The organism is Arthrobacter sp. P1_B11, from assembly GCF_056406715.1.
Window position 1 is genome coordinate 53,648 of the sequence record NZ_JBFTZQ010000020.1, and the last position, 22,219, is coordinate 75,866.

Consider the following 22,219-nt stretch of genomic DNA (forward strand, 5'->3'; position numbering starts at 1 on the left):
GATGGAAACCCTAACTGAACAGGACCGGGGAAACATCGGCCGGACCGCCGCCGCTCCCGTGCTGAGCGTGAAAAACCTGCAGGTCCAATACACGGCAGAAATCGGAAACGTTACCGCCGTCGATGGTGTCAGCTTCGACATCGGCGCAGGAGAAGTGTTCGGCCTCGCCGGTGAATCAGGCTGCGGCAAGTCCACCATCGCAAACGCGGTCATGCGGCTCCTGCAGACCCCGGCAAAAATCACAGGCGGCTCCATCGAGCTCAACGGAAAGAATCTCCTGGACCTGGGCGAAGAAGAACTGCGACGCACCCGCTGGCGCGACGTGGCGATGGTCTTCCAAAGCGCGATGAACTCCCTGAACCCCGTCATGACCATCGGAGATCAGATCGTCGACGTCTTCACCACGCATGAAAGGATGCCCAAGAAAGCCGCCCGCGAACGTGCCGCGGAGCTGCTGAAACTTGTCGACATCAGCCCCGACCGCCTCAAGTCCTACCCGCACCAGCTCTCCGGCGGAATGCGCCAGCGGGCAGTGATCGCGATCGCGCTGGCGCTCAAACCCTCCCTTCTCATCATGGACGAACCCACCACGGCCCTGGACGTGGTGGTTCAGCAGGACATCATGCACCAGATCAAAGAACTTCAGCAGCGGCTGGGGTTTTCCATTCTGTTCATCACCCACGACATCTCACTCATGGTCGAGCTCTCCCACCGCATGGCCGTGATGTATGCGGGAAAGCTGGTCGAGGTCGCTCCCTCCAAGGACATGCTGGAGAACCCGCTTCACCCCTACACCAACGCCCTCATGGGAGCGTTTCCGCCGCTGACCGGCCCGAGAGTTGAGTTGACAGGCATCCCGGACGCCCCGCCGAACATGGCCCACCCTCCCACCGGCTGCCGCTTCCACCCCCGGTGCCCGCTCGCTGTCGACGCGTGCCGCACCGTCGCGCCACCGCTCCTTCCAAAAGCCGAAAACCACGACGCAGCGTGCCTACTCCTACCCGAATACGTCGTCCCCCGCGAAAGGTCACGCCGATGAGCCCCGCACACAGCACCTCATCCCGCCCCGAAAGGGCGACCGAGCCCTTGGTCCAGGTACGCAACCTGAGCAAGGACTATCATCTGGGAAGCTTTCCCTTCCGTTCGACCGTACGCGCGGTAAACGACGTCTCCTTTGACATCAACCACGGCGAGATTGTGGCACTTGTCGGGGAATCCGGCAGCGGAAAAAGCACCATCGCCCGCATTCTCGCCCGCCTTGAGCAGCCCACCGGCGGCCAACTCATCATCGACGGACAAGACATCTTTGCCACCGAACGGCGCAAGGCATCAATGAAATACCGGAGCAAGGTCCAGATGGTCTTCCAGGACCCCTTCGGATCCCTCAACCCGGCACACCGCATCGAGCACTTCCTGACACGTCCGCTACAGCTTCACGGAGAAAACGACAGCCCGAAGGCCCTCAAACTCAAATTGCGTGAACTCATGGCAACGGTCGGCCTGGGCGAGCAGATGCTGGACCGCTACCCCCACCAGCTGTCCGGCGGACAACGGCAGCGTGTCGCCATCGCCAGAGCCCTGGCCGTGGAACCGGAAATCATACTGGCCGACGAACCCACCTCAATGCTCGACGTCTCGGTCCGCATCGGAATTCTCAATCTGATGCGCAAACTCCGCGATGAACGGGGCGTGTCCATGCTCTACATCACCCACGACCTCGCATCCGCACGCTACATCGCGGACACAACCCTGGTGATGTGCGCCGGGGATCTGGTCGAGGGCGGTGAGAGCATCGAGCTGATGGCCGCCCCCCATCACCCGTACACACAGTTGCTGCTCTCCGCCGTCCCCGACGCCCGCAGGACCCAGACCGTCCGCCCGCCGAAGAGGGATGCCACGGAACGGAACGCCAACCGGGGAAGCGGCGAACGTGTCACCCTCAGCGAATCCCATTGGGCGCTCAAAGTGCCAGAATCTGCCGCCTGACCGCCCCCAGCCCGCCACCGACCGGCCGCTTTCTCCGCGCAACCAAGACCCAAACAGCTTCGCTGCAGGCTGCCCGAAACCCAGGAAAGAATCCCATGATGAAACCCGCTGCCGCACTCTCCGGCGCACCCGAGGTGATCGTTGTCGGTGAAGCACTCATCGACGCGGTCCACACAGGGGAAGGCGTTACCGAACACCCCGGGGGCTCACCGGCCAATGTGGCCTACGGACCCGCCCGTCTGGATGTTTCGAGCGGGTTCCTGACCTCAACGCGACACGGAAATCAGCGTCCCCTCCGCGTCCGAAGTGCGGGCAAGCCTGGTCAGCTGACCACTAACCACGACTCGGGCCCCAGCACCGCCGCAAACCTGCCGATCACCGCACGATCCAGGCCCTTTCCTTGCCTCATCCCGAACCTGAAACGAGACACCTCCCATGACGGCCGTGACCACCACACACCCTGAAACCTTCCGGCCCGCCCTGCATTACACGGCCCGAAACACCTGGCTCAATGATCCCAACGGGCTGATCCACCATCAAGGCGTGTACCACCTCTACTATCAAAACAATCCCTTCGGAAACACCTGGGGAAACATGTCCTGGGGCCACGCGACCTCGGAAAACCTCTCCGCCTGGACCGAACAGCCTGTCGCGATTGCCTGCGACGAGCAGGAGGACATCTTCTCCGGCAGCATAGTATTCGACAGCCAAAACAGCAGCGGGTTCGGCACCGCAACGGCGCCCCCGCTGGTAGCCGTCTACACCAGCGCCTACAAGAATGCCTCGCCGTTGCACGGCGTCCAGGCGCAGTCACTGGCCTACAGTTTGGACGGCGGCTTCACGTGGGAAAAATACGCGGGCAATCCCGTGCTCACCCGTAACTCGGCCAACTTCCGTGACCCAAAAGTTTTCCGCTACGACGGCGGGGCCGTCTCCTACTGGGTGATGGCGGCCGTCGAAGCCGAAGACTACAAAGTAGTCCTCTACAAGTCCGAGGACCTGAAAACCTGGGAACACCTCAGCGATTTCGGCCCCGCCAACGCCACCGGCGGCATCTGGGAATGTCCGGACCTCTTTGCCCTGCCGGTCGACGGCAATCCACAGGAGCTGAAATGGGTTCTGACGGTGAATCTGAACCCCGGTGGCCCGAACGGCGGTTCAGCCGGGCAGTACTTCACAGGAGACTTCGACGGCGTCACATTCACCTCCGACTCCACCATCACCAGCGGGGCGCAAGACCCCGACCGCCTTCAGGAGTACCACTGGCTGGACTGGGGACGGGACTATTACGCCGCCGTCTCCTTCAGCGACGCCCCCGACGGCAGGCGTATCATGATCGGCTGGATGAACAACTGGGACTATGCCAATCAGATCCCGACGTCACCCTGGCGCAGTCCCATGTCTCTGCCCCGGGAACTCTCCCTGGCCACCGTTGGCGGCCGCACCAGATTAGTCCAGAATGTCGTCGAGGAAGCCGTCTGCCGCGGTGAGGTGCCGGCAGTTCAGTCCGGCCCCATCCATTTGGCCGGGGAAACACGCCCGATCCCCGCCGCCACGGGCACGGTTCAGCTCATCGAAGCCGACTTTACGACCGGGACGGCCGAGGAATTCGGCCTCATCGTTCGTGGGAGCGGCACGGAAGGAACCCGAATCGGCATCAACCCCGCCCAGGGCCGCCTCATCCTTGACCGGACCGCCTCGGGTGACACGGGCTTCCATGATGGATTCCCTTCCGTCGACACCGCGCCCATCAACGCCTTGGACGGCCGATACAGGCTGAAGATCTACGTCGACCACTGCTCTGTTGAGGTCTTCGCCCAACACGGCGAGCTGGTGCTCACCGACCTGATCTTCCCGGACAAAACAAGCACCGGAGTCTCCATCTACGCCCACGGCGGCTCGGCAACACTCGAGAGCCTGACGATCACGCCCTTGATATAGACCCGGCCTGCCGCAGATGGATGACTAGCCGGCCCGAGAATTCACGGTGCCCAGGATTGGAGAAGATCACGGCGATGCCGCGGGTGCCGGAGTAGCTGTACAGGTCGCGCCACCGGCATACGTTTCCTGCCACATCGAGAACAACACTCACGCGCACCGCCACCAGTCGCCCCTGACCTGAACGAGTCCAGTCCCGGTATTGCGTTCCAGTTACGGCGCACCTCAACCGGACGCCAGGTCGGCCAACCAAAGCTGCTCAGAGTAGGGTCTGATTTCTACTTTGCCGCGTTGGACGCCTGGCCGCGGCCGATGCCGTTGAGCGGAATATCGCTGGATCCCTGCAGCCGGCGCTGCGCATTCCTGTCAGTCTGGCCATGGCGGATGAGGGCGAACGTCGTAAGGGTCATGCGGTTCATTCTCGCCTAACAGCCGGCAGGCTCCGGAAACTGCTGTTACGCGAAAGGGCCGATTCGCATCAAACACGGCGTTCTCGCATGAACGACCGTTCCCCAGAGCCAGTCCGCTGAATGGTAACGCCCGATCAGGAGACCTGCGGCTTGGCTTGCCCGCAGATTATGGTCTGCTCGTTCTGCCAACTGCATGCTGCCCGTCTCACCGGTTCGAGGACGGGCGGTAGACGCCTTTGCTATGCGCATAAGCATGCAACAGGCCATGGCTTAGCGGATGCCGAGGGCGCGACACCTGCCCGAGGGCTGGGCGCCGCTACCCTTGGCTGATGTCGATGCCCGTGATCGGCGCGCCCGCGCGCTCGTATGCGAGCGAGATCGCGCCTTTGGGGAACGCCCGCGGCGGCTGCGCGACGCGGAATGCCGCCGGCACGCCGGTGCCGTCGGCGAACAGCCGCTTACCCGATCCGAAAGTGAGGGGGTAGAGGAAGAGGTTCAGCCGGTCGACGAGGTCGGCCTCGAGCAGCGACCCTGCGAGGCCTCCGCTGCCGATGACGTGGATGTCGTCGAACCGGTCTTTCAGCGCGGCCACCTCCGCGACATCCGACAGCGCTGTGGTTCCGTCCCATGCCGGGTCGGTCAGGGAGCGCGACACGACGAACTTTGGCAAGGCGTTGAACGTCACCGCGATCGGGTCGTCGTTGCCCCGGGTGGGCCAGAACGCCGCGAAGATGTCGTAGGTTTTGCGTCCGAGCAACAGTGCGTCCATGCGGTTGATGCCGGCGACGATCGCCTCGCCGGTCTCGTCGTCGGAATACGCTGCCTGCCAGCCACCGAACTCGAAGCCGCCCTCGCGGTCCTCGTCGGGGCCGCCCGGCGCCTGGTACACGCCGTCGAGGGTGATGAACAGATCGACTGAGAGGATTCCCATGGTGCGCTCCTTCGCGTGAACGGCGACCAGATGCCGCCTCTGCCTGTGCGTCGATCGGGATAGCCCGGAATCGATATCACTGCGTGCCACATTAGCGACGAGCGGACGGCAGGTCGAGAGATGGACGCGGGCGGAGACGCTGAGCAGTCGAAAGCGCGGGGGCACGGAATCCGAACCGTGCGTAGCTATGCCAACAGAAGGGGCGGACACGCCTTCTGTTCATCACAGCTACACTGAACAAAACAAGGCACAGTATGAAAGCATGGCGGACTCAATGATCGAAAAGCTGCACCTCACTCCGGAAGACGAGTTCCCGGAGGATCTGGGCAAGGTCCTGGACCACGAACTACAGGTCCTGGACAGTCAGGTCCAACGCCAGCTCGACCACGAAGTCGTGGTTGACGGCGAACCAGACCCTGAAACGGAATTCCGCCACTACGAACTGGACGAAGAATTCAACGACCGCGACAAGCGCTGACGGCACCGGCTCCCGGTGGACCTCGACTGCGCAAAAGCCCAGGTTGCCGCCGGGGCCATGTGACTTCCAAAAGCGTCCAGAGCCTGTATGACGTGACGAAGCGCGCCAACTTGCTCATGGCTGTATGACCTCGGACCTCGATATGACCCAGGCCCGGATCGGGCCCGTCACGCTGGAAGAACTCCGGACCTGCGCATGGTCTCACCATCTGCCTGCCAGGAAGAGTCTGAGACGAAGCCCAGCCCGAAAATGGAGTCGTTCAGCCAGGAACTCGACTCTTTAGCGACTTTTTTGCACAGGAGCAAAGAGCTCTACGGCCGGCGGTTGGGATATCACATTTACCGCACCGAGAGCTAAGGTCGCGCAAACGACCGCCTTTACCCTTCGCACTCGATGCAGTATGAGTGGCCGTTGCTCTCGCGCGCGAGTTGGGACCGGTGCCGGACCAGGAAACAGGAATAGCAGGTGAACTCGTCCGCGGCCTGAGGAATGACCTGAACGATGAGCTCCTCGGCGACAATCTCTCCGCCCGGGGTCAGGCCCTCGTCCAGTGCATCGGCTTCATCCAGTTCGCTGACGACGCTGCGGGCATCCGGGGCATTCGCGGACTGCAATGCCTCCAGAGAACGGTCCTGAGATTCCTTGACGTCGGAACGGACTTCGTCGTAATCGGTTGCCACTTAAGTGATTCTCATTTCTGACGTTTTCTATGACGTACTTGTCTGACGAGACTGCAACGTATACCACTGCGCCATTGTTCCCGTATCCGGAGGCCCGGATGGATGGAAACGGACGAGGCAGGCCGGCACTTAGTGCACCGATTGGTTCGACAAAGAATATGCCGCGTCGCCAGTAGTAAGTTCGACGGCGCCCGATCTCGACGTGGCGCTCGAGATCGCCGCCGAGGGGTCGAACGCCTGCAACCGTAGGGTCGAGGTGCGGTCGTTCCTGTGAGCGTGGTCGACGTCAGGGAGGCGATCACCCAGGCCCACCGCGACCACGCCCGAGATCGCGCGGGCCTTCCTCGCGCAGGAGAGCACCATGGGGGGCAGCGGATCACCCGCGCGAAGGCCAGGATCCGCCGAGGCGATCCGGCTCACCCGCCTGATCCGCGCCCTCATGCCGGAGGACGGCGAAGTGGCCGGGCTGCTGGCCGTGATGCTCCACCGAGGCCCGCCTTGATTCGATTGCAGAATAGGACACGGAGGCCTCTCCCCGTGCCATGTGTGGCCAGTCGCCTTCGGCGTGCTTGCCTACAATGATCGACGGCACGGAAACCAGCTCGGGATCAGGAGGAAAGGACCCTGCGCCGGACCTCGGCCTTGTCGACGCCCAACTCGCTAAGGAGCGCGGCCGCAGGATCATGTTCTTCGCGGTCCAGAAGTGCCAGCAGAAGATTCGCAGTGGTGATCTGTCGTGACTTCTGCTCGATGGCGTACCGAAGCATGCCCTCCATAACCGACCGCGCACCCGAGCTGAAAGGTGGCTTCTTTCCTCGGCCAGGCGTAATTGCCCGCTCAAAGCCCCGGGCGTCTATTCCGATTGACGCGAGTGCTGCTTGGTCAAGCTTTAAAGCCGCGGCCCTTGCGTCATCGAGAGTAACCCCAAGAATGCCGGCCGGGCCGGAGAACTGAAGCGCTCCCAGCACCAGGTGTTCCGTGCCCAGTCGCTTGTCGCCGCTGGAACGGGCTTCCTCCATTGCAAAGCCAACGATCTGGCGGGCTTCGTCGGCAAACCGTTCAAACATGGTTCATCTCACTCTCGGTATTTGGCGTGTACTGACTGCCGCGAGACGCCCAAGGCGTCACCGATTTGCTCCCAGGTCCACCCCTGTTGTCGGGCAACTCTTACCTGAACGGCTTCGACCTGTTCTGCCAAGCGACGAAGGGCGCCGACGGCGCGTAGTCCGACGACCGGGTCCACTGAATGAATATGAGCGGACAGTTGATCAGCATTCATGCTGTCAGTCTGAATTGACAAGCGTCAGTTGTCAACTCAGACTGACAAGCGCTCGCCGATCTTCCTAACCGCAGCCGATGGTCGGCTCGCCGAGACTCGTGCCGGTTCCTTCCAAGCGCAGGCATTCTCATGCCACGTGGTCACCGCGTTTTCTCAGGAGTGGGCAGCCCTGACCTGCTTCCCCGGTGGGGTCAATTCTGGTTCCGGGCAGCCGGGGGCCTTTTCGGCGACTACCGGGACTGGCCAAGCATGGAGGAGTGGGGCCAGTCCATCGCTCGGGACCTTCACGGTCTGCATCATCGCCACAGATCTGAAGGACCCACCGGCTCCCGGCCCCATGTCATCTGACTTCGCCAACTCCCAGCGCCCGCATTCGCCCTACCAACCGGGCGGCCGCCTTCTGCAGCGATGGATGGTCCGTTCGATGTTTCACCAGCGGCTGGTGAATCTTCTGCTGAGCACCTGCCGGGCTCACCGGCGCCTGTTTACTTCGCCGGGCGGCCAGCTGCGCGAGCTGTTCCAGATCGGTGTGGTGCGGGGCAACATCCCTCTGGGAATCAGCGTGCTTTCCTACTCAGGCCAGCTGAACACCGCCGTTGTCGCCGCCGCGGATGCCATCGCCGACAGCGTATAGTCTCGGGTCCACGGCTGCGAAGTCGGTTCAAGGGCTGAACGTCACATCCTGCGTCTCAGTGACGCCGGCGGTGCGGCCGGGCGCCGTCTGATACTTCCAGTAAAGATTCGTGTGTGCGATGACCTGGTCCGGCGGCGGAGCGCCCCAGGCGCTCTGGTCCTCCGTAGTGTGCGCGTCACCGACCAGCGTCACGTCATAGCCACGCACGAGGGCGCCGTGGATCGTGGACCGGATGCATTCATCCGTCTGCGCACCGGCCACGACCAGGCGGCCGACCCCAGCCTTGGACAACACTTCCTCCAGGTCGGTGTCCTCGAAGGAGTCGCTGAACGTCTTGTGCACCAACGGTTCCGAATCCCGGCGAACCAGTTCAGGAACGCACTCCCAGGCATCACTCCCCTTCGCCAGGTGCTGGTCCGAATGCTGGAGCCACACGATCGTGACGCCCTCCTGGCGGGCCTTGTCTATGAGCGTGCCGATGTTGGCGACTACCGCGTCGCGCTGGTGGGCCTCGGCCACAACGCCCACCTGGACGTCGAGGACCATCAGCGCGGTGTTTGGGCGATCTGACAGCGTTGTCATGGCGATCTCCTGTAGTCGGGCGGCTCCTGCCACGCGAATTATGCTAGGCCGGTCCGCCGCGGATCGCTACTGCTCCCCCGTTTCATGCGCGGCCAACACATCGGAACCAGCTGTCCCGTAAGGTCATGAATTACAGCGCCGCCTGTGGCGAGCGTTACACAAACGAACGCTCAGCCGAGAGGAACAGGATGACTCACGCCGAGAACGAGATCACCATCAACCGACCCGCACATGAGGTCTACTCCCTCCTCGCTCGAGTCTGAGGTTGCCCAGCTCCAGAAGCTGATAGAAGTGATCGAAGCGACCTGATGATTTTTTCTGCCGGTCTGTGCCCACGCCGCGAAGGTGTGTAGCCTCGGCATTATGAACCCGCCGGAGGGCCAGCCTAAAGCCGCAATTGTCGTCGGGGTCGACGGGAGTCCTTCATCCATCCTGGCTTTGCGCTGGGCATCCGCTCTCGCACCCTTGCTCTCGGCCAGGATCGTCGCCGTGGCCGCCTGGCAGTTCCACATTGCCTTCGGAACCTTTGAGCCGATTGTCTGGGAGCCGGATGAGGAAGCGCGGAAGGTCTGTGCGCAGACTGTTACCGAGGCGCTGGGCTCAAAGGCCGCCGTCGATGTTGAAGTGGTGATCAGGCAGGGACCCGCCGCCAAGGTGCTCGTGGAGGAAAGCAGTCGTGCGCAACTGCTCATCCTGGGCAGCCGCGGCCACGGCGGATTTGAAGGCCTCCTGCTCGGCGCCGTCAGCGCCACGGTGGCCGAACACGCAAAGTGCTCGGTGCTGATTGCGCATGGCACGGAACTGCCGCCGGGATTGTTGGCTCAGCCGGCTCCGGCGTCCGGCCCCATCCCTCCAGGGCAAGACGATGCCTAGCACTCAGAGCATCGTGGTCGGCTACGACGGATCCGTTGAAGCAGGCCGGGCCGTGCGCTGGGCTGCACACCAGGCTGACCTGCGCCACTGTGAGCTTCATCTCGTGCATTGTTCCCTGTGGCCACTCCTGACGCATGACCTTGGTCCGGTCGAAGGCATCCCAGACAGCGGGCTGCAGCACTATTCGGAGGCTGTCCTTGCTGAGGGCCTCGATCATGCAACATCTGCCGCCCCGCAGGTGAAGATCCGTACCAGCCTGCTCTACGGCTGGCCCGCGGAGCACCTGCGAAGGGCGGCGGCGGGGGCCACAATGCTGGTGATCGGTAGCCGGGGCATCGGCGGGTTCATGGGACTTCTCGTGGGCTCCGTCAGCCTGGAACTGGCTGCCACTTCAAACTGCCCGGTCGCGGTAATCCGGTCTGAGGACAACCCCGGGGGTCCTGTGGTCGTCGGGGTGGAGCATCCCGGCAACACGGGGGCCCTGGCGGATGCCTGCGCTCTGGCTTCCGCCGCCGGCGTTGGGCTGGTGCTGGTTCATGTGCGCAGAATCCACTTCAGCGTCGGGAAGCCAGGTGGCGCCGCAGGTGAAAGCCTGAGTACATCCAGGGCGTTGCTCGATTCAGCTATTCAGACGGCGCAGGCCCTAGCTCCCGGCTTGGACGTCAGTGACGAACTCGTACAGGACTCGTCCGTTCCGCGCGGTCTGCTCAAAACGGCCACGGATGCGAGCGTTCTGGTGGTGGGAAGCAAGGGCCACGGTCTCATCAGAGGAACCATCGGATCCACAGCGCACGCCGTTCTCCACCACGCCAGGTGTCCGGTGTTTGTTTCGCGGCACGCCGCTGAAGAGCCAAAGGAGGGGCCTGCGCCGCCGCCGTAGACCCCTACCGGGCTTCTCCCTTGCCGGCCGCCCCGCTGCCTGGCAACTGGCTGACAAGTCCCAATGTGTTGCCTTCGCTGTCCCTGATGAAGGCCATCCATTCGTCGGTTCCCGCCGGGCCAAGCCTTGAGTCCCCGTGGCTGAAGATCACCTGCGGAGCAGCAACCACTTCCACTCCCCTGGCCTCCAGTTCGGGCATGAGTGCCCTGATATCGGGGACCTCCAGATAGATCAACGACGGCGGCGCGCCCCTCTCGAGCAGAAGCCGGACGCCACCGAGGTCGAAGAAGAGCAGGCCCGGCGGATCAAAGACCGCCTGCGGCGCGGTGCCGAGCAACACCGAGTAGAACGCAGCCGCCCGGTCAAGGTCCTCGGCGCGCTGCGCGACCTGGATGAGCCTCATTGATCCTCCATATGTAGGTGTTACGCGTTCCTGTCCGCAATCGTCACCGATCGAACCGGCCGGGGCAACACGTTTCCGCGGAACGGCTAGGCTCAAAGGCATGCGTTCCAAAGAAGACCTGACCAAGACCGGGCACTCCGCCCCCGCCGTCATCGCATTCGCGGCAACCGCGGACGCGCTGCTGATCATCACCTTCGCCGCAATCGGCCGCGACGCACACGCACGGGGTGACGTGCTAGCAGGCGCTTTGCTTACAGCATGGCCGTTCCTCGCCGGCGCGGCACTCGCCTGGCTCCTCCTGCGGCTCTGGCACGGCCCGCTGGCACTGTGGCCGGCCGGCGTTGCCGTCTGGCTCGGAACGGTGGGCGTCGGTATGGCATTGCGGGCCCTCACCGGGCAGACAGTGGTGCTGCCGTTCGTCATCGTGGCGCTTATCAGCCTCGCAGTTCTCCTCCTTGGCTACCGCCTGCTCGTCGCCGGATTTCTGCGGTGGCAGAGATCACGGAGGCAAGGCTGATGTACTAGGCTGGCAGCACAGCACGCACCCGCCGGGCACCGCCACGGCACAACAATCCGGAAGGGCTACCAGTGATCACCGCCTTCGTCCTGATCAAGACAGACGCCTCGCGAATACCCGAAACGGCCGAGGAGATTTCTGCCATCCCGGGCATCAGCGAGGTCTACTCCGTCACTGGAGAGTGGGATCTCATCGCCGTTGCCCGCGTATCACAGCACGATGAGCTTGCGGACGTCATTGCGGACAAGCTGTCCAAGGTGCCGGCCGTGGTGCACACCACCACCCATATTGCCTTCCGGGCGTATTCCCAGCACGACCTCGACGCCGCCTTTGCGCTGGGCTTCGAGGAGTAGCCGCTCACCCCGCCAGGACCTACGTGATTGAGAAGCAGTGGCCGGCACAACGGTGCCGGCCACTTCTTTGCTTCTATTTCCTATGCCTGCGTCAGGCTGACCCATTTGTCGAGGACTGCTGCGGCGGATCCTGAATCGATGGACTCGGCGGCGCGGTGCAGGGCCCGGCGCATGCGCTCGGTCAAAGTCCCCTCGGCTTCCAGGTCATAGGCCACCAGGCCGGCGGCGGCATTGAGCAGTACGGCGTCGCGCGCGGGACCGGCTGCACCGGCCAGCACCTGGCGGACGACGGCGGCATTTGCCTGGGCGTCTCCGCCGCGCAGTTCCTCAACAGTCGCCTGACGGATGCCGAGCTCCGCCGGCGAAAAAAGCTGCTCGGTGACCTCGCCGCCGCGGATTTCCCAGACAGTTGACGGACCGGTTGTGGTCAGCTCGTCCAGGCCGTCGCTTCCCCGGAAGACGAGCCCCCGGCTGCCGCGCTTGGCCAGTACCCCGGCCACCAGCGGCGCCATCCGCGCGTTGGCAACTCCAACGGCAGAGGCCTGCACCCGCGCCGGGTTCGTCAGCGGTCCGAGGAAGTTGAACGCCGTCGGGATGGCAAGTTCCCGGCGCGGAACGGCGGTGTGGCGGAACGACGGATGGAAAACCTGGGCAAAGCAGAAAGTGATTCCGGCCTCTTCAGCGTTGCGTGCCACATCCGCGATGGGCAGGTCCAGCCGGACACCAAGGGCTTCCAGCACATCAGCCGAACCCGACGACGACGATGCCGCGCGGTTGCCGTGCTTGACCACTTTCGCCCCGGCTCCGGCGCAGACAAGCGCAGCCATGGTGGAGATGTTCACAGTGTTCAGCTGGTCGCCGCCCGTGCCTACGATGTCGAGCTTCTCGCCCGAGATGGCAATGGGGTTCGCATGGGCGACCATGGCCTCCACCAGGCCGGCAATCTCATCTACCGTCTCCCCTTTGGCACGCAGTGCCACCAGGAATCCGGCGATCTGTGCAGGCGTCGCCTCACCCGACATGATGGTGTCCATGGCCCAGGCCGTGTTGTCCGCAGTCAGGTCGTTGCCGTCCATCAGTGCGGAAATGAGCCGCGGCCAGGTGTTACCTGCCGCCTGTGCCGATACCTGTGAAGTCACCTCCTGATGCTATCGAGGTGCAGGTTCCAAAAACCAATGTGAACCCCTCCGGGAACTTTTCCGCGCGATTTCGCGTCTTTGTAGAAAAAGTCCCCCGAAAAGGCGGTTTGCGTTGGGCAGGACGGAGTTTTACAGACATAATGTCTATGTGACATCTGCGACCCATGCCCCCAGTACCCCGGCGCACCCCACGCTGAACCGCCCCAATATGGTTTCTGTCGGAACCGTAGTTTGGCTGTCCAGCGAGTTGATGTTCTTCGCCGGTCTCTTCGCCATGTACTTCACACTCCGGTCAACTTCCGGACAGATGTGGGCTGAAGAGACGGCCAAGCTCAACTTCCCCTTTGCGCTTGTTAACACGATCGTCCTCGTGGCAAGTTCCTTTACCTGCCAGATGGGCGTCTTCGCCGCAGAACGGCTCCAGCCGCGACGCAGCGGCGGTCCGCTGCAGTTCACCCACTGGGGCATGAACGAGTGGTTCACCCTGACGTTCCTCATGGGCTCGTTCTTCGTGGCCGGCCAGTCGACGGAATACGCGATGCTCGTTTCGGAGCACGTGACCCTTTCGACCAACGCTTACGGTTCGGCCTTCTACATGACCACCGGCTTCCACGGCATGCACGTCATCGGCGGCCTGATCGCCTTCCTCCTCATCATTGGCCGATCCTTCGCCGCGAAGAAGTTTGGTCACTTTGAGGCGACGTCGGCGATTGTCACCTCGTACTACTGGCACTTTGTGGACGTCGTCTGGATTGGCCTCTTCCTGGTCATCTATGTCCTCAAGTAGCCAGGACATGGCTCTTCTTCCACAAGAGACAGAATTTCAAGAAGCGGCTCCTGGAGCCGACGCACGATCGAATAAAGGAACCACCACGTGAAGGCACTCTCGCAGAAGCGACGTCACCCACTGGCAGCCATTGCGCTGTTGTTGATGGGGCTCCTCCTCACTGGTGGGCTGTACGCCGTTGCCACCACCGTCAACCAGGCAAAAGCCAGCACCGCCGAGTTCAGCGCCAGTGATGCGGAGCAAGGCGGAAAGCTCTTCGCCGCCAACTGCGCCACCTGCCATGGCATGGGTGCCAGCGGATCGCAGGCCGGCCCGTCCCTGGTAGGCGTCGGCGCTGCTGCCGTTGACTTCCAGGTAGGCACCGGCCGCATGCCCATGCAGATGAATGGTCCCCAGGCCTACAAGAAGCCCGGCCAGTTCAACGAACAGCAGACCCACCAGCTCGCGGCATACGTCGCCTCACTGGGCCCCGGCCCCTCCATCCCCGAAGCCGGCGTCCTCGACGAGAAGGGTGACGCCGCCAAGGGCGGCGAGCTGTTCCGCACGAACTGTGCGATGTGCCACAACGCTGCTGCAGCAGGCGGCGCCCTGACCCGCGGCAAGTTCGCTCCGGCCCTCGCCGATGTTTCGGGCAAGCACATCTACGAAGCAATGGTCACCGGACCGCAGAACATGCCGGTCTTCAATGACGCGAACATCTCCCCGGAGGGCAAGCGGGACGTCATTACGTTCCTCAAGCAGATCGAGGCCAACGGCTCGCCCGGTGGCGCCGACCTTGGTGCCCTCGGTCCTGTATCGGAAGGCCTGTTCGTCTGGATCGCCGGCCTCGGCGTCATCATCGCCTTCACCATCTGGCTGACGTCCCGCTCGTCCTAGCACGCGCAGATCACAACAAGAATGTCCTGCTGACCGTTCAGCAGGTTTGAAATTGAACATTAACTCGGCATTGCCGAGACGAGAGAAGGATGAGGCGAATCATGGGCAACCATAGTGACGGCAGTCCGAACCACTCGGGCACCGTAGCTACGGCTGGTCAGAATGAGGTGGAGAAATTCCAGGATCCTGGAATTCCCCCGCACCGTTTGCGCCTGGCTGACACGGACCCGAAGGCCGCAAAGCGAGCAGAACGGCAGGTTGCCGTTCTCTTCGGCGCATCGGTCGTAGGCACCGTGATCTTCCTGGTGGCGTACTTCGCTATCGATCTGGGCGATGACTCCTCGATTGCTACCATCAGGCTGCAGAATGCACTGCTCGGCGTAGGTACAGCCTTTGCCATGCTCGGCATCGGCACCGGCATTGTCCACTGGGCCAAGGCCCTCATGCCGGACCACGAAGTCTCCGAGGAACGTCATGCGATCCGCACCGAAGACGACCGCCAGGCCGCGGTGCGCATTGTTGACGACATCGTGGAGGAGACGGGCATCAAGCGCCGTCCCCTGATCCGGAACACCCTGCTCGGCGCCGTTGCTCTCGCACCGCTGCCTGCGCTTGCCGTGTTCGGTGATCTTGGCCCGCGGCCCGATGACAAGCTGTCGCACACGATGTGGGCCCCGCAGGAAGGCAAGCTCAAGCGCCTCACCCGCGACCCCGACGGCACGCCCATCAAGGCGTCGGACGTCACCATCGGATCCGCCTTCCACGTCATCCCGGAAGGCCTGAATGAGCTCCACGAGGGCAAGCTGAACGAGAAGGCCAAGGCCGTCGTCCTGCTCATGCGTCTCGATCCCGCGGCCCTCAACCCTTCTGTGGGCCGCGAAAACTGGGGCTACAACGGCATCGTCGCCTACTCAAAGATCTGCACCCACGTTGGTTGCCCCGTTGCCCTCTATGAGCAGCAGACGCACCACCTGCTGTGCCCGTGCCACCAGTCAACCTTCGACCTGACCCAGGAATGCAAGGTTATCTTTGGCCCGGCCAGCCGTCCTCTCCCCCAGCTGCCCATCGCGGTTGATGACGAGGGCTACCTGGTCGCTACGAGCGACTTCAACGAACCTGTAGGACCAAGTTACTGGGAGCGTGATGAGCATGAGCGCAGCATCAAGAGCTGAAGCCCCCGCCTACGTAGCCACCACCAAGACCGGGCGGTTTACTGATTTTGTCGACGAACGCGTCGGCGGCTCGGGGATTCTCCGTGAGTTTGGCCGCAAGGTCTTCCCGGACCACTGGTCGTTCATGTTCGGCGAAGTGGCGCTGTACTCCTTCGTCATCCTGCTCTTGTCCGGAACGTTCCTGACATTCTTCTTTGACCCCTCCATGGCGGAGACCCATTACGCCGGTTCTTACACTCCGCTGAAGAACGTCGAAATGTCTGTCGCCTACAGTTCGTCGCTGGATATCTCGTTCGACGTCCGCGGCGGCCTCTTCATGCGCCAGGTCCACCACTGGGCGGCGCTGCTGTTCGTGGCCTCCGTGGCCGTGCACATGCTCCGCGTGTTTTTCACGGGTGCCTTCCGCAAGCCCCGTGAAATGAACTGGGTGGTGGGCGGCGTCCTGCTGATCCTGGCCATGGCTGCAGGCTTCACCGGTTACTCGCTTCCCGATGACCTGCTGTCCGGTAACGGCCTGCGGATCATCGACGGCGTCATCAAGTCCATCCCGGTTATCGGCACGTACACCTCCTTCTTCCTTTTCGGCGGCGAGTTCCCCGGAACTGCCATCATCAGCCGCCTGTACACGCTCCACATCCTGCTGGTGCCTGCGCTCATCCTCTTGATGATCGTCCTCCACCTGTTCATGGTGGTTGTGCACAAGCACACCCAGTACCCCGGCCCGGGACGCAACGACCACAACGTTGTCGGCTACCCCCTCGGCCCGGTTTACGCGGCGAAGGCCGGCGGTTTCTTCTTCATCGTCTTCGGTGTGATTGCGCTCATGGCCGGGTTCTTCACCATCAACCCGATCTGGAACTACGGACCCTACGATCCCTCACCCGTGTCCGCAGGCACCCAGCCTGACTGGTACATCGGCTTCGTTGACGGTGCCCTGCGTCTCATGCCTGGTGTCATCGGAAACTTCCATTTCGAGTACATCATCTTCGGCCACGTGCTGACCTTGAACGTCCTGTTGCCTGCGCTTGTTCCGGCAGGCATCATCTTCACCGTGCTGTTCACCTACCCGTGGATCGAGCGCTGGATCACCAAGGACAACCGGGAGCACCACGTGCTGGACCGTCCCCGGAACGCTCCCACGCGCACCGCGATCGGTGTAGCGGGCTTCACCTGGTACTGCGTCATGTGGGCTGCCGCCGGATCGGACCTCATCGCCACGCACTTCCACGTCGCGCTGAACGACGTCACGTACTGGCTGCGGGCGCTGTTCTTCGTCGGCCCGTTCATCGCATTCGCAGTGACGAAGCGTGTCGCCTTGGCGCTGCAGCGCAAGGACCGGGAAATCGCCCTGCACGGGCGTGAAACCGGACGTATTGTGCGCCTGCCGCACGGTGAGTTCATCGAAGTCCACGCTCCTCTCGACGAGTACAAGCGGTTCAAGCTGGTCGGCTTCGAGTCTCTGGCACCGCTCCCCGCGCAGCCTAACGAGCACGGCGTCGTTGACCGCAAGGAAAAGCGCCGCGCGAAGCTTTCGCAGTGGTTCTTCGAGGACCGGGTTGTCCCGGCCACACCGGCTGAGCTGGAAGCCGGCCATGGCCACCACGAGGCCGTCGAAGCAGGCGAGAGCCAGAAGACACTCAGCCACTAGGAGCAATCCCTGCGGTTGGCAGTGAAAGGCCCGGTCCCTTGGGACCGGGCCTTTCTGCATCTGGTGCGGTCGGCGGCAGGGTTGGCGGTGCTGCGTCCGTCCCCTTCCGGCGGGCCTTGCCGGGCGGCCCTGCAAGGGCGGCGTGACTATTGCTGGCGGTACCCAGACGCGTAGTTGCGCGTGGGCCTTACTCCGGGACGCTGCAGCGGCACCCAGAGCTTGTATCTGTCGGCGCGGTAAAAGGACACGGAATAGTCCACCATGGCACGGGCAACGAACGCGTGCCGCTGGATTTTCAGCAGCGGTGACCCGATTTCGACGTTCAGCAGCCGTGCGGTGGACGGCGAGGCGGCGGTGGCCTCGATCATGTCCTCGCCCCACTCCATTACCAGCCCGAACTGTTCGCTCAGAACGTTGTACAGCGAGGTGGGTGGTTCGCCGTCCAGGAGACCGGGCACGCGGTGGGCCGGGATGAAGTTCTCGTCCACGCTCATCGGCTCGTTATCGGCCAGCAGAAGCCGCCGGAAGCGCACCAGGGGCGTGCCTTCCTCCAGCTGGAGTTCGCGCGCGAGGAAGGCACTGGCGGCAATCTGCTCAAAGCTGAGCACCTTGGCGGCCGGCACCATGCCGCGGCGCTGCATTTCCTCGCTGTACGAGGTGAGCTTGACCTGGAGGTCGAGTTTAGGTTTGCGCACGAAGGTACCCAGTCCCACGACGCGCTCAATGACTTCCTCGCCCACAAGCGCATCAATGGCCTGCCGGACGGTCATCCGGGCAAGCCCGAAACGTTCGGCCAGGTCGCGCTCCGACGGGAGGCCGGAGCCTGGCGGGCAGGACGTGGCAATGTACGTCCTGAGGATCTCCCTCAGCTGGACGTAGATAGGGACGCCGCTTTTTCTGTCGATCTCACCGGCGATGCCGGAGGCATTAGCGGCCATGACCGCCGCTCCTAGGATGCATGTTCACATCTCAAGGTTAAGCCCATCCGCCGTCAGGTCTAGACCAGCCACCACCAGCGCTGCCCGGAGCCCTGCCGTACGGATATTCTTAAGGACGAACGTAGAAGACGACGGCGTCATCCGTCCGAATAGAGGAGTCCTGTTGCCAGTTCGTAAGGCAATCGTTTCAGCAGCCATTGGCCTGCATGCCCGCCCTGCCGCGGTATTTGTCCGGGCCGTGACGGAGACCGGTTTGCCGGTGACCATCCGGAAAGACGGCATTGCCGCCGTGGATGCCCGCTCGCTGCTGGAGGTCATGACAGCTGACTTTGACTGTGGCTGCGAAGTGGAACTGGGAGTGACTGAATCCGCGCTGCCAGCAGGCCGCAGCCTCATCGACGCCGAAGACGCCCTCACAGGACTTGCCAGGCTGATTGAGTCGCAGCAGGCCGCTGAGCTCTTGTAGGGCCAAAATGAAAACGAACGACGGCGGGCCCCACCGAGTGGTGGGGCCCGCCGTCGTTAATGGGCTTCTTTACAGCCCGTTACAGAACCTAGTGCGCGTGGTCGCCGCGGCTGTACTCGTAGACCCAGCCGACAAGGGCCACGAGGGCCATGCCGGCCGCGATGAAGACCATCCAGAATCCTACGGCCAGGCCCAGGAAGCCCGTTGCACAGGACAGGCCGAGCACGAGCGGCCACCAGCTCCAGGGGCTGAAGTGCCCCTGCTCGCCGGCGCCCTCGTGGATCTCGGCATCGCTGCGGTCCTCGGGGCGCATGCCAACACGCTTGCCCGTGAATCCTAGGTAGGCGCCGATCATGCCGGCAAGGCCACCCACAAGGAGAATGCCCAGGATGCCTACCCACTCAGACCAGTTGGTGAGGAAACCGTAAATCAGGGACACCGGTACGAAGAAGAAGACTCCGGCTCCAAAAATCCAAGATTCGATCTTCACTGCGCGGTGTCCTTCTGGTCGGCGTTACCGAGCACAGCTGCTGCCGGTGCCGGTGACTCAATGGTGTGTGACTGGGAGAGCTCAGGGTGGTGCAGGTCCAGTGCCGGACGCTCCGAGCGGATGCGCGGCAGGGACGTGAAGTTGTGCCGCGGCGGCGGGCAGGACGTGGCCCACTCCAGTGATGCGCCGAAGCCCCACGGGTCATCGACCATGACTTTTTCGTTGCTGCGGGCGGTGATGTAGACGTTCCAGAAGAACGGGATCAGCGACGCACCGAGCACGAACGAGGAAATGGTGGAGAACTGGTTCATCCAGGTGAAGTTGTCCTGCGGCATGTAGTCCGCGTAGCGCCGGGGCATGCCTTCGACGCCGAGCCAGTGCTGGATCAGGAACGTGCCGTGGAAGCCGAGGAACAGCATCCAGAAGTGGATCTTGCCGAGCCGTTCGTTGAGCATCTTCCCTGTCCACTTCGGCCACCAGAAGTAGAAGCCGGCGAACATCGCGAACACCACGGTGCCGAACACCACGTAGTGGAAGTGCGCCACCACAAAGTAGGAGTCCGAGACGTGGAAGTCCAGCGGCGGCGAGGCCAGGATGATGCCGGTGAGGCCGCCGAAGAGGAACGTGATGAGGAAGCCGATGCTCCACAGCATGGGGGTCTCAAAGGTGATCGATCCGCGCCACATGGTGCCGATCCAGTTGAAGAACTTCACGCCGGTGGGTACCGCGATGAGCATGGTCATGAAGGAGAAGAACGGCAGCAGCACGGAGCCGGTGACGTACATGTGGTGCGCCCACACGGTCACGGAGAGAGCAGCGATGGCGATCGTGGCGTAGACCAAGCCTTTGTAGCCGAAGATCGGTTTGCGGCTGAATACCGGGAAGATCTCGGAGACGATGCCAAAGAACGGCAGCGCGATGATGTACACCTCGGGGTGGCCGAAGAACCAGAACAGGTGCTGCCACAGAACGGCCCCGCCGTTGTCCGGATCGAAGATGTGCGCACCGAACCGGCGGTCGGCGCCGAGGGCGAACAGTGCTGCGGCCAGCGGCGGGAACGCCATCAGAACCAGGATCGCTGTGACCAGCGTGTTCCAGGTGAAGATCGGCATGCGCCACATGGTCATGCCCGGGGCGCGCATGCAGATGATGGTGGTGATGAAGTTGACCGCGCCAAGGATGGTGCCGAAACCGGACAGCGCCAGGCCGAACACCCAGAGGTCCCCGCCGATGCCGGGGCTGAACGTGGTGTTGGACAGCGGTGCGTACGCGAACCAGCCGAAGGACGCCGCGCCCTGCGGGGTGATGAAGCCGGAGACGGCGATGGTGGAGCCGAACAGGAAGAACCAGAAGGCCAGCGCGTTCAGTCGCGGGAACGCGACGTCCGGGGCGCCGATCTGCAGCGGCATGATGACGTTCGCGAACCCGGCAAACAGCGGGGTGGCGAACATCAGCAGCATGACGGTGCCGTGCATCGTGAACAGCTGGTTGTACTGCTCCTTTGTCTGCAGGATCTGCATGCCCGGCTCAAACAGCTCGGCACGGATCAGCAGCGCCATCACGCCGCCGAAGCAGAAGAACACGAAGGACGCGATCAGGTACATGTACCCGATGGTCTTGTGGTCAGTGGAGGTGATCCAGTTGACGACGATTCGTCCCTTGGATTTCGGAACTACGGGAGCCTCGAGGGTCCCGACAGGTGCGGATTGGGTATAAGTAGCCACGTCGCTCCCCTTACTTCGATTCGATCAGGCCGGGGTTGCGGTCGTACTCTTCGCCGAGCAGTCCCGTGTTGCCGTCCTGGCGCAGCTGGTTCATGTGCGCCTGGAATTCGGACTCGGAGACCACCTTTACGCGGAACAGCATTTCGGAGTGGTATTCGCCGCAGAGCTCGGCGCACTTGCCGTCATACGTGCCCTCTTTGGTGGGCGTAAAGCGGATGAAGTTGGTCTTGCCCGGGATCATGTCCCGCTTCTGCAGGAAGGCAGGTACCCAGAAGGAGTGGATAACGTCGCGTGAGTTCAGTTCAAGGTCCACCGACTTGCCGACAGGCAGGTAGAGGGTGGGGAGCTTTTCCTTGTCGACGGCCTCGCCGGTCAGGTGTGCCTGGACACCGGCTTCGTGAAGGTCCTCGGTGACGACGTCGCCCTTTTTGTAGTTGAAGTCCCAGGCCCACTGCTTGCCGCGGACGTCCACTACCACGTCGGCCGGTTTGGAGCGGTCGTCGATGGCCTGCTGGTCGCGGTCGGTGAAGTAGAAGAACACCAGGACCATGAACAGCGGGATGGTGAGGTAGAAGACCTCGAGGGGCAGGTTGAAGCTGGTCTGCCGGGGGAATCCGACAGTGCCCTTGCGGCGGCGGTAGGCCACGATGCACCAGACAATCAGGCCCCAGGTGATAATGCCCACCACGAGTGCGGCAATCCATGAGTTGACCCAGAGGTCCATGATGCGGTCAGTGTTACTGGTGGTGCCACGCTCAGTGGGCAGCCACCCCTTCTCTACCTCTGACGAACATCCAGTCAAAACCAACGCGCCGGCAATTGCCAAGCCAGAGATCGAAGTGATCGTTTTGCGTCGGCTGCCGGTTCGGTTCTGCGAACTCACAGACGGCCCTTCCTACTTGTTGCTGTTGCCAGGGCGGCCTATGGCATCCCGGGCACACTAAAGGTTTTACTACTCGGTGTAGAGCTTACCGCTCCCCGCGCGTTTTCGCCCACATGTCCGCGCAGTGTGGCGGCGCCGGTTATCACCGGCGC

At 62.9% G+C, this 22,219-nt stretch carries 26 protein-coding genes and 1 pseudogene; 16 read left to right on the forward strand and 11 right to left on the reverse strand.

Going from position 1 to position 22,219, the window contains the following annotated elements; translation table 11 throughout:
* Position 1 precedes the first annotated feature (1 nt).
* The 4 genes from AC1D14_RS15605 (at position 2) to AC1D14_RS15620 (ending at position 3,927) form a co-directional block, all read left to right on the forward strand.
* Positions 2-1,039, forward strand: coding sequence for an ABC transporter ATP-binding protein (locus tag AC1D14_RS15605; protein WP_230119410.1), 1,038 nt, complete (start codon positions 2-4; stop codon positions 1,037-1,039).
* Entirely contained in the window at positions 1,036-1,986 is a 951-nt protein-coding gene (locus tag AC1D14_RS15610) for an ABC transporter ATP-binding protein (protein ID WP_230119411.1), read from the forward strand. The genes AC1D14_RS15605 and AC1D14_RS15610 overlap by 4 nt, the downstream gene beginning before the upstream one ends.
* 98 nt (positions 1,987-2,084) lie before the next feature.
* Positions 2,085-2,450: a hypothetical protein gene (locus tag AC1D14_RS15615; RefSeq protein ID WP_476881838.1), complete on the forward strand. Its 366-nt coding sequence runs from the start codon at positions 2,085-2,087 to the stop codon at positions 2,448-2,450.
* Entirely contained in the window at positions 2,422-3,927 is a 1,506-nt protein-coding gene (locus AC1D14_RS15620) for a glycoside hydrolase family 32 protein (RefSeq protein ID WP_230119412.1), read from the forward strand. The genes AC1D14_RS15615 and AC1D14_RS15620 overlap by 29 nt, the downstream gene beginning before the upstream one ends.
* Positions 3,928-4,211: 284 nt before the next feature.
* Here the strand turns inward: AC1D14_RS15620 and AC1D14_RS15625 are convergent.
* Positions 4,212-4,343: pseudogene (locus AC1D14_RS15625) on the reverse strand (histidine phosphatase family protein); the annotation flags it as partial.
* 307 nt (positions 4,344-4,650) lie between these two features.
* Entirely contained in the window at positions 4,651-5,265 is a 615-nt protein-coding gene (locus AC1D14_RS15630; protein ID WP_230119413.1) for a dihydrofolate reductase family protein, read from the reverse strand.
* Positions 5,266-5,527: 262 nt separating this feature from the next.
* Between AC1D14_RS15630 and AC1D14_RS15635 the strand changes: the two genes are divergently transcribed.
* Positions 5,528-5,743, forward strand: coding sequence for a hypothetical protein (locus tag AC1D14_RS15635; RefSeq protein WP_230119414.1), 216 nt, complete (start codon positions 5,528-5,530; stop codon positions 5,741-5,743).
* A 377-nt stretch (positions 5,744-6,120) separates the two neighbouring features.
* Here the strand turns inward: AC1D14_RS15635 and AC1D14_RS15640 are convergent, their stop codons facing one another.
* Complete coding sequence (locus AC1D14_RS15640) at positions 6,121-6,423, reverse strand: DUF4193 domain-containing protein (protein WP_230119415.1); 303 nt, start codon at positions 6,421-6,423, stop codon at positions 6,121-6,123.
* Between the two features lie 361 nt (positions 6,424-6,784).
* Between AC1D14_RS15640 and AC1D14_RS15645 the strand changes: the two genes are divergently transcribed.
* The gene (locus tag AC1D14_RS15645; RefSeq protein ID WP_230119416.1) at positions 6,785-6,925 is read left to right on the forward strand and encodes an RNA polymerase sigma factor; all 141 of its coding nucleotides are present in this window, start codon (positions 6,785-6,787) and stop codon (positions 6,923-6,925) included.
* 106 nt (positions 6,926-7,031) lie between these two features.
* Here the strand turns inward: AC1D14_RS15645 and AC1D14_RS15650 are convergent, their stop codons facing one another.
* Complete coding sequence (locus AC1D14_RS15650; RefSeq protein WP_230119417.1) at positions 7,032-7,490, reverse strand: Clp protease N-terminal domain-containing protein; 459 nt, start codon at positions 7,488-7,490, stop codon at positions 7,032-7,034.
* Between the two features lie 636 nt (positions 7,491-8,126).
* On the opposite strand from AC1D14_RS15650, the gene AC1D14_RS15655 reads away from it, so the two are divergent.
* Positions 8,127-8,336, forward strand: coding sequence for a hypothetical protein (locus AC1D14_RS15655; RefSeq protein ID WP_230119419.1), 210 nt, complete (start codon positions 8,127-8,129; stop codon positions 8,334-8,336).
* A 27-nt stretch (positions 8,337-8,363) separates the two neighbouring features.
* Here the strand turns inward: AC1D14_RS15655 and AC1D14_RS15660 are convergent, their stop codons facing one another.
* Positions 8,364-8,918, reverse strand: coding sequence for an isochorismatase family protein (locus AC1D14_RS15660; protein ID WP_230119420.1), 555 nt, complete (start codon positions 8,916-8,918; stop codon positions 8,364-8,366).
* A gap of 363 nt (positions 8,919-9,281) precedes the next feature.
* Between AC1D14_RS15660 and AC1D14_RS15665 the strand changes: the two genes are divergently transcribed.
* Positions 9,282-9,791, forward strand: coding sequence for a universal stress protein (locus tag AC1D14_RS15665; protein WP_476881837.1), 510 nt, complete (start codon positions 9,282-9,284; stop codon positions 9,789-9,791).
* Positions 9,784-10,671 carry a universal stress protein gene (locus tag AC1D14_RS15670; protein WP_476968736.1) on the forward strand — a complete coding sequence of 296 codons (888 nt, stop codon included), beginning with the start codon at positions 9,784-9,786 and terminating at the stop codon, positions 10,669-10,671. The genes AC1D14_RS15665 and AC1D14_RS15670 overlap by 8 nt, the downstream gene beginning before the upstream one ends.
* Before the next feature lie 4 nt (positions 10,672-10,675).
* Here the strand turns inward: AC1D14_RS15670 and AC1D14_RS15675 are convergent, their stop codons facing one another.
* Complete coding sequence (locus AC1D14_RS15675; protein ID WP_230119423.1) at positions 10,676-11,074, reverse strand: VOC family protein; 399 nt, start codon at positions 11,072-11,074, stop codon at positions 10,676-10,678.
* A 100-nt stretch (positions 11,075-11,174) separates the two neighbouring features.
* Here AC1D14_RS15675 and AC1D14_RS15680 point away from each other — a divergent pair, with 100 nt between their 5' ends.
* Entirely contained in the window at positions 11,175-11,591 is a 417-nt protein-coding gene (locus tag AC1D14_RS15680) for a DUF3054 domain-containing protein (protein ID WP_230119424.1), read from the forward strand.
* Positions 11,592-11,662: 71 nt separating this feature from the next.
* A complete protein-coding gene (locus AC1D14_RS15685; RefSeq protein WP_230119425.1) occupies positions 11,663-11,944 on the forward strand; it encodes an Lrp/AsnC family transcriptional regulator in 282 nt (93 codons plus the stop codon).
* Between the two features lie 80 nt (positions 11,945-12,024).
* Here AC1D14_RS15685 and trpD read toward each other — a convergent pair whose 3' ends face one another.
* Positions 12,025-13,083, reverse strand: coding sequence for an anthranilate phosphoribosyltransferase (gene trpD, locus AC1D14_RS15690; RefSeq protein ID WP_230119426.1), 1,059 nt, complete (start codon positions 13,081-13,083; stop codon positions 12,025-12,027).
* Positions 13,084-13,231: 148 nt separating this feature from the next.
* Between trpD and ctaE the strand changes: the two genes are divergently transcribed.
* From ctaE to qcrB, 4 genes are all read left to right on the forward strand, one after another.
* Positions 13,232-13,870, forward strand: a complete 639-nt coding sequence (gene ctaE, locus AC1D14_RS15695; protein WP_230119427.1) for an aa3-type cytochrome oxidase subunit III — start codon at positions 13,232-13,234, stop codon at positions 13,868-13,870.
* 87 nt (positions 13,871-13,957) lie between these two features.
* Positions 13,958-14,746, forward strand: a complete 789-nt coding sequence (qcrC, locus tag AC1D14_RS15700; RefSeq protein WP_230119428.1) for a cytochrome bc1 complex diheme cytochrome c subunit — start codon at positions 13,958-13,960, stop codon at positions 14,744-14,746.
* A 101-nt stretch (positions 14,747-14,847) separates the two neighbouring features.
* Entirely contained in the window at positions 14,848-15,918 is a 1,071-nt protein-coding gene (gene qcrA / locus AC1D14_RS15705) for a cytochrome bc1 complex Rieske iron-sulfur subunit (RefSeq protein ID WP_476968737.1), read from the forward strand.
* Complete coding sequence (gene qcrB / locus AC1D14_RS15710; protein ID WP_230119430.1) at positions 15,896-17,566, forward strand: cytochrome bc1 complex cytochrome b subunit; 1,671 nt, start codon at positions 15,896-15,898, stop codon at positions 17,564-17,566. Before qcrA ends, qcrB begins: the two co-directional genes overlap by 23 nt.
* A gap of 146 nt (positions 17,567-17,712) precedes the next feature.
* Here qcrB and AC1D14_RS15715 read toward each other — a convergent pair whose 3' ends face one another.
* Positions 17,713-18,504 (reverse strand): GntR family transcriptional regulator, encoded by a 792-nt coding sequence (locus AC1D14_RS15715; protein WP_230119431.1) that lies wholly within the window; start codon positions 18,502-18,504, stop codon positions 17,713-17,715.
* A 163-nt stretch (positions 18,505-18,667) separates the two neighbouring features.
* Between AC1D14_RS15715 and AC1D14_RS15720 the strand changes: the two genes are divergently transcribed.
* Positions 18,668-18,970 (forward strand): HPr family phosphocarrier protein, encoded by a 303-nt coding sequence (locus AC1D14_RS15720; protein ID WP_230119432.1) that lies wholly within the window; start codon positions 18,668-18,670, stop codon positions 18,968-18,970.
* 88 nt (positions 18,971-19,058) lie between these two features.
* Here the strand turns inward: AC1D14_RS15720 and AC1D14_RS15725 are convergent, their stop codons facing one another.
* The 3 genes from AC1D14_RS15725 to ctaC are packed head-to-tail and all read right to left on the reverse strand — an operon-like array spanning position 19,059 to position 22,067.
* Positions 19,059-19,460: a cytochrome c oxidase subunit 4 gene (locus AC1D14_RS15725; protein WP_230119433.1), complete on the reverse strand. Its 402-nt coding sequence runs from the start codon at positions 19,458-19,460 to the stop codon at positions 19,059-19,061.
* Positions 19,457-21,184, reverse strand: a complete 1,728-nt coding sequence (ctaD, locus tag AC1D14_RS15730; RefSeq protein WP_230119434.1) for an aa3-type cytochrome oxidase subunit I — start codon at positions 21,182-21,184, stop codon at positions 19,457-19,459. The genes AC1D14_RS15725 and ctaD overlap by 4 nt, the downstream gene beginning before the upstream one ends.
* Before the next feature lie 10 nt (positions 21,185-21,194).
* Positions 21,195-22,067 (reverse strand): aa3-type cytochrome oxidase subunit II, encoded by an 873-nt coding sequence (gene ctaC, locus AC1D14_RS15735; RefSeq protein ID WP_230119435.1) that lies wholly within the window; start codon positions 22,065-22,067, stop codon positions 21,195-21,197.
* Between the last annotated feature and the right edge of the window lie 152 nt (positions 22,068-22,219).

Coding starts and splice junctions, on each gene's coding strand:
- AC1D14_RS15605 (WP_230119410.1), top strand. CDS start 2: ATGGAAACCCTAACTGAACAGGACCGGGGAAACATCGGCCGGACCGCC.
- AC1D14_RS15610 (WP_230119411.1), top strand. CDS start 1,036: ATGAGCCCCGCACACAGCACCTCATCCCGCCCCGAAAGGGCGACCGAG.
- AC1D14_RS15615 (WP_476881838.1), top strand. CDS start 2,085: ATGAAACCCGCTGCCGCACTCTCCGGCGCACCCGAGGTGATCGTTGTC.
- AC1D14_RS15620 (WP_230119412.1), top strand. CDS start 2,422: ATGACGGCCGTGACCACCACACACCCTGAAACCTTCCGGCCCGCCCTG.
- AC1D14_RS15630 (WP_230119413.1), bottom strand. CDS start 5,265: ATGGGAATCCTCTCAGTCGATCTGTTCATCACCCTCGACGGCGTGTAC.
- AC1D14_RS15635 (WP_230119414.1), top strand. CDS start 5,528: ATGGCGGACTCAATGATCGAAAAGCTGCACCTCACTCCGGAAGACGAG.
- AC1D14_RS15645 (WP_230119416.1), top strand. CDS start 6,785: ATGGGGGGCAGCGGATCACCCGCGCGAAGGCCAGGATCCGCCGAGGCG.
- AC1D14_RS15650 (WP_230119417.1), bottom strand. CDS start 7,490: ATGTTTGAACGGTTTGCCGACGAAGCCCGCCAGATCGTTGGCTTTGCA.
- AC1D14_RS15655 (WP_230119419.1), top strand. CDS start 8,127: ATGTTTCACCAGCGGCTGGTGAATCTTCTGCTGAGCACCTGCCGGGCT.
- AC1D14_RS15660 (WP_230119420.1), bottom strand. CDS start 8,918: ATGACAACGCTGTCAGATCGCCCAAACACCGCGCTGATGGTCCTCGAC.
- AC1D14_RS15665 (WP_476881837.1), top strand. CDS start 9,282: ATGAACCCGCCGGAGGGCCAGCCTAAAGCCGCAATTGTCGTCGGGGTC.
- AC1D14_RS15670 (WP_476968736.1), top strand. CDS start 9,784: ATGCCTAGCACTCAGAGCATCGTGGTCGGCTACGACGGATCCGTTGAA.
- AC1D14_RS15675 (WP_230119423.1), bottom strand. CDS start 11,074: ATGAGGCTCATCCAGGTCGCGCAGCGCGCCGAGGACCTTGACCGGGCG.
- AC1D14_RS15680 (WP_230119424.1), top strand. CDS start 11,175: ATGCGTTCCAAAGAAGACCTGACCAAGACCGGGCACTCCGCCCCCGCC.
- qcrA (WP_476968737.1), top strand. CDS start 14,848: ATGGGCAACCATAGTGACGGCAGTCCGAACCACTCGGGCACCGTAGCT.
- qcrB (WP_230119430.1), top strand. CDS start 15,896: ATGAGCGCAGCATCAAGAGCTGAAGCCCCCGCCTACGTAGCCACCACC.
- AC1D14_RS15715 (WP_230119431.1), bottom strand. CDS start 18,504: ATGGCCGCTAATGCCTCCGGCATCGCCGGTGAGATCGACAGAAAAAGC.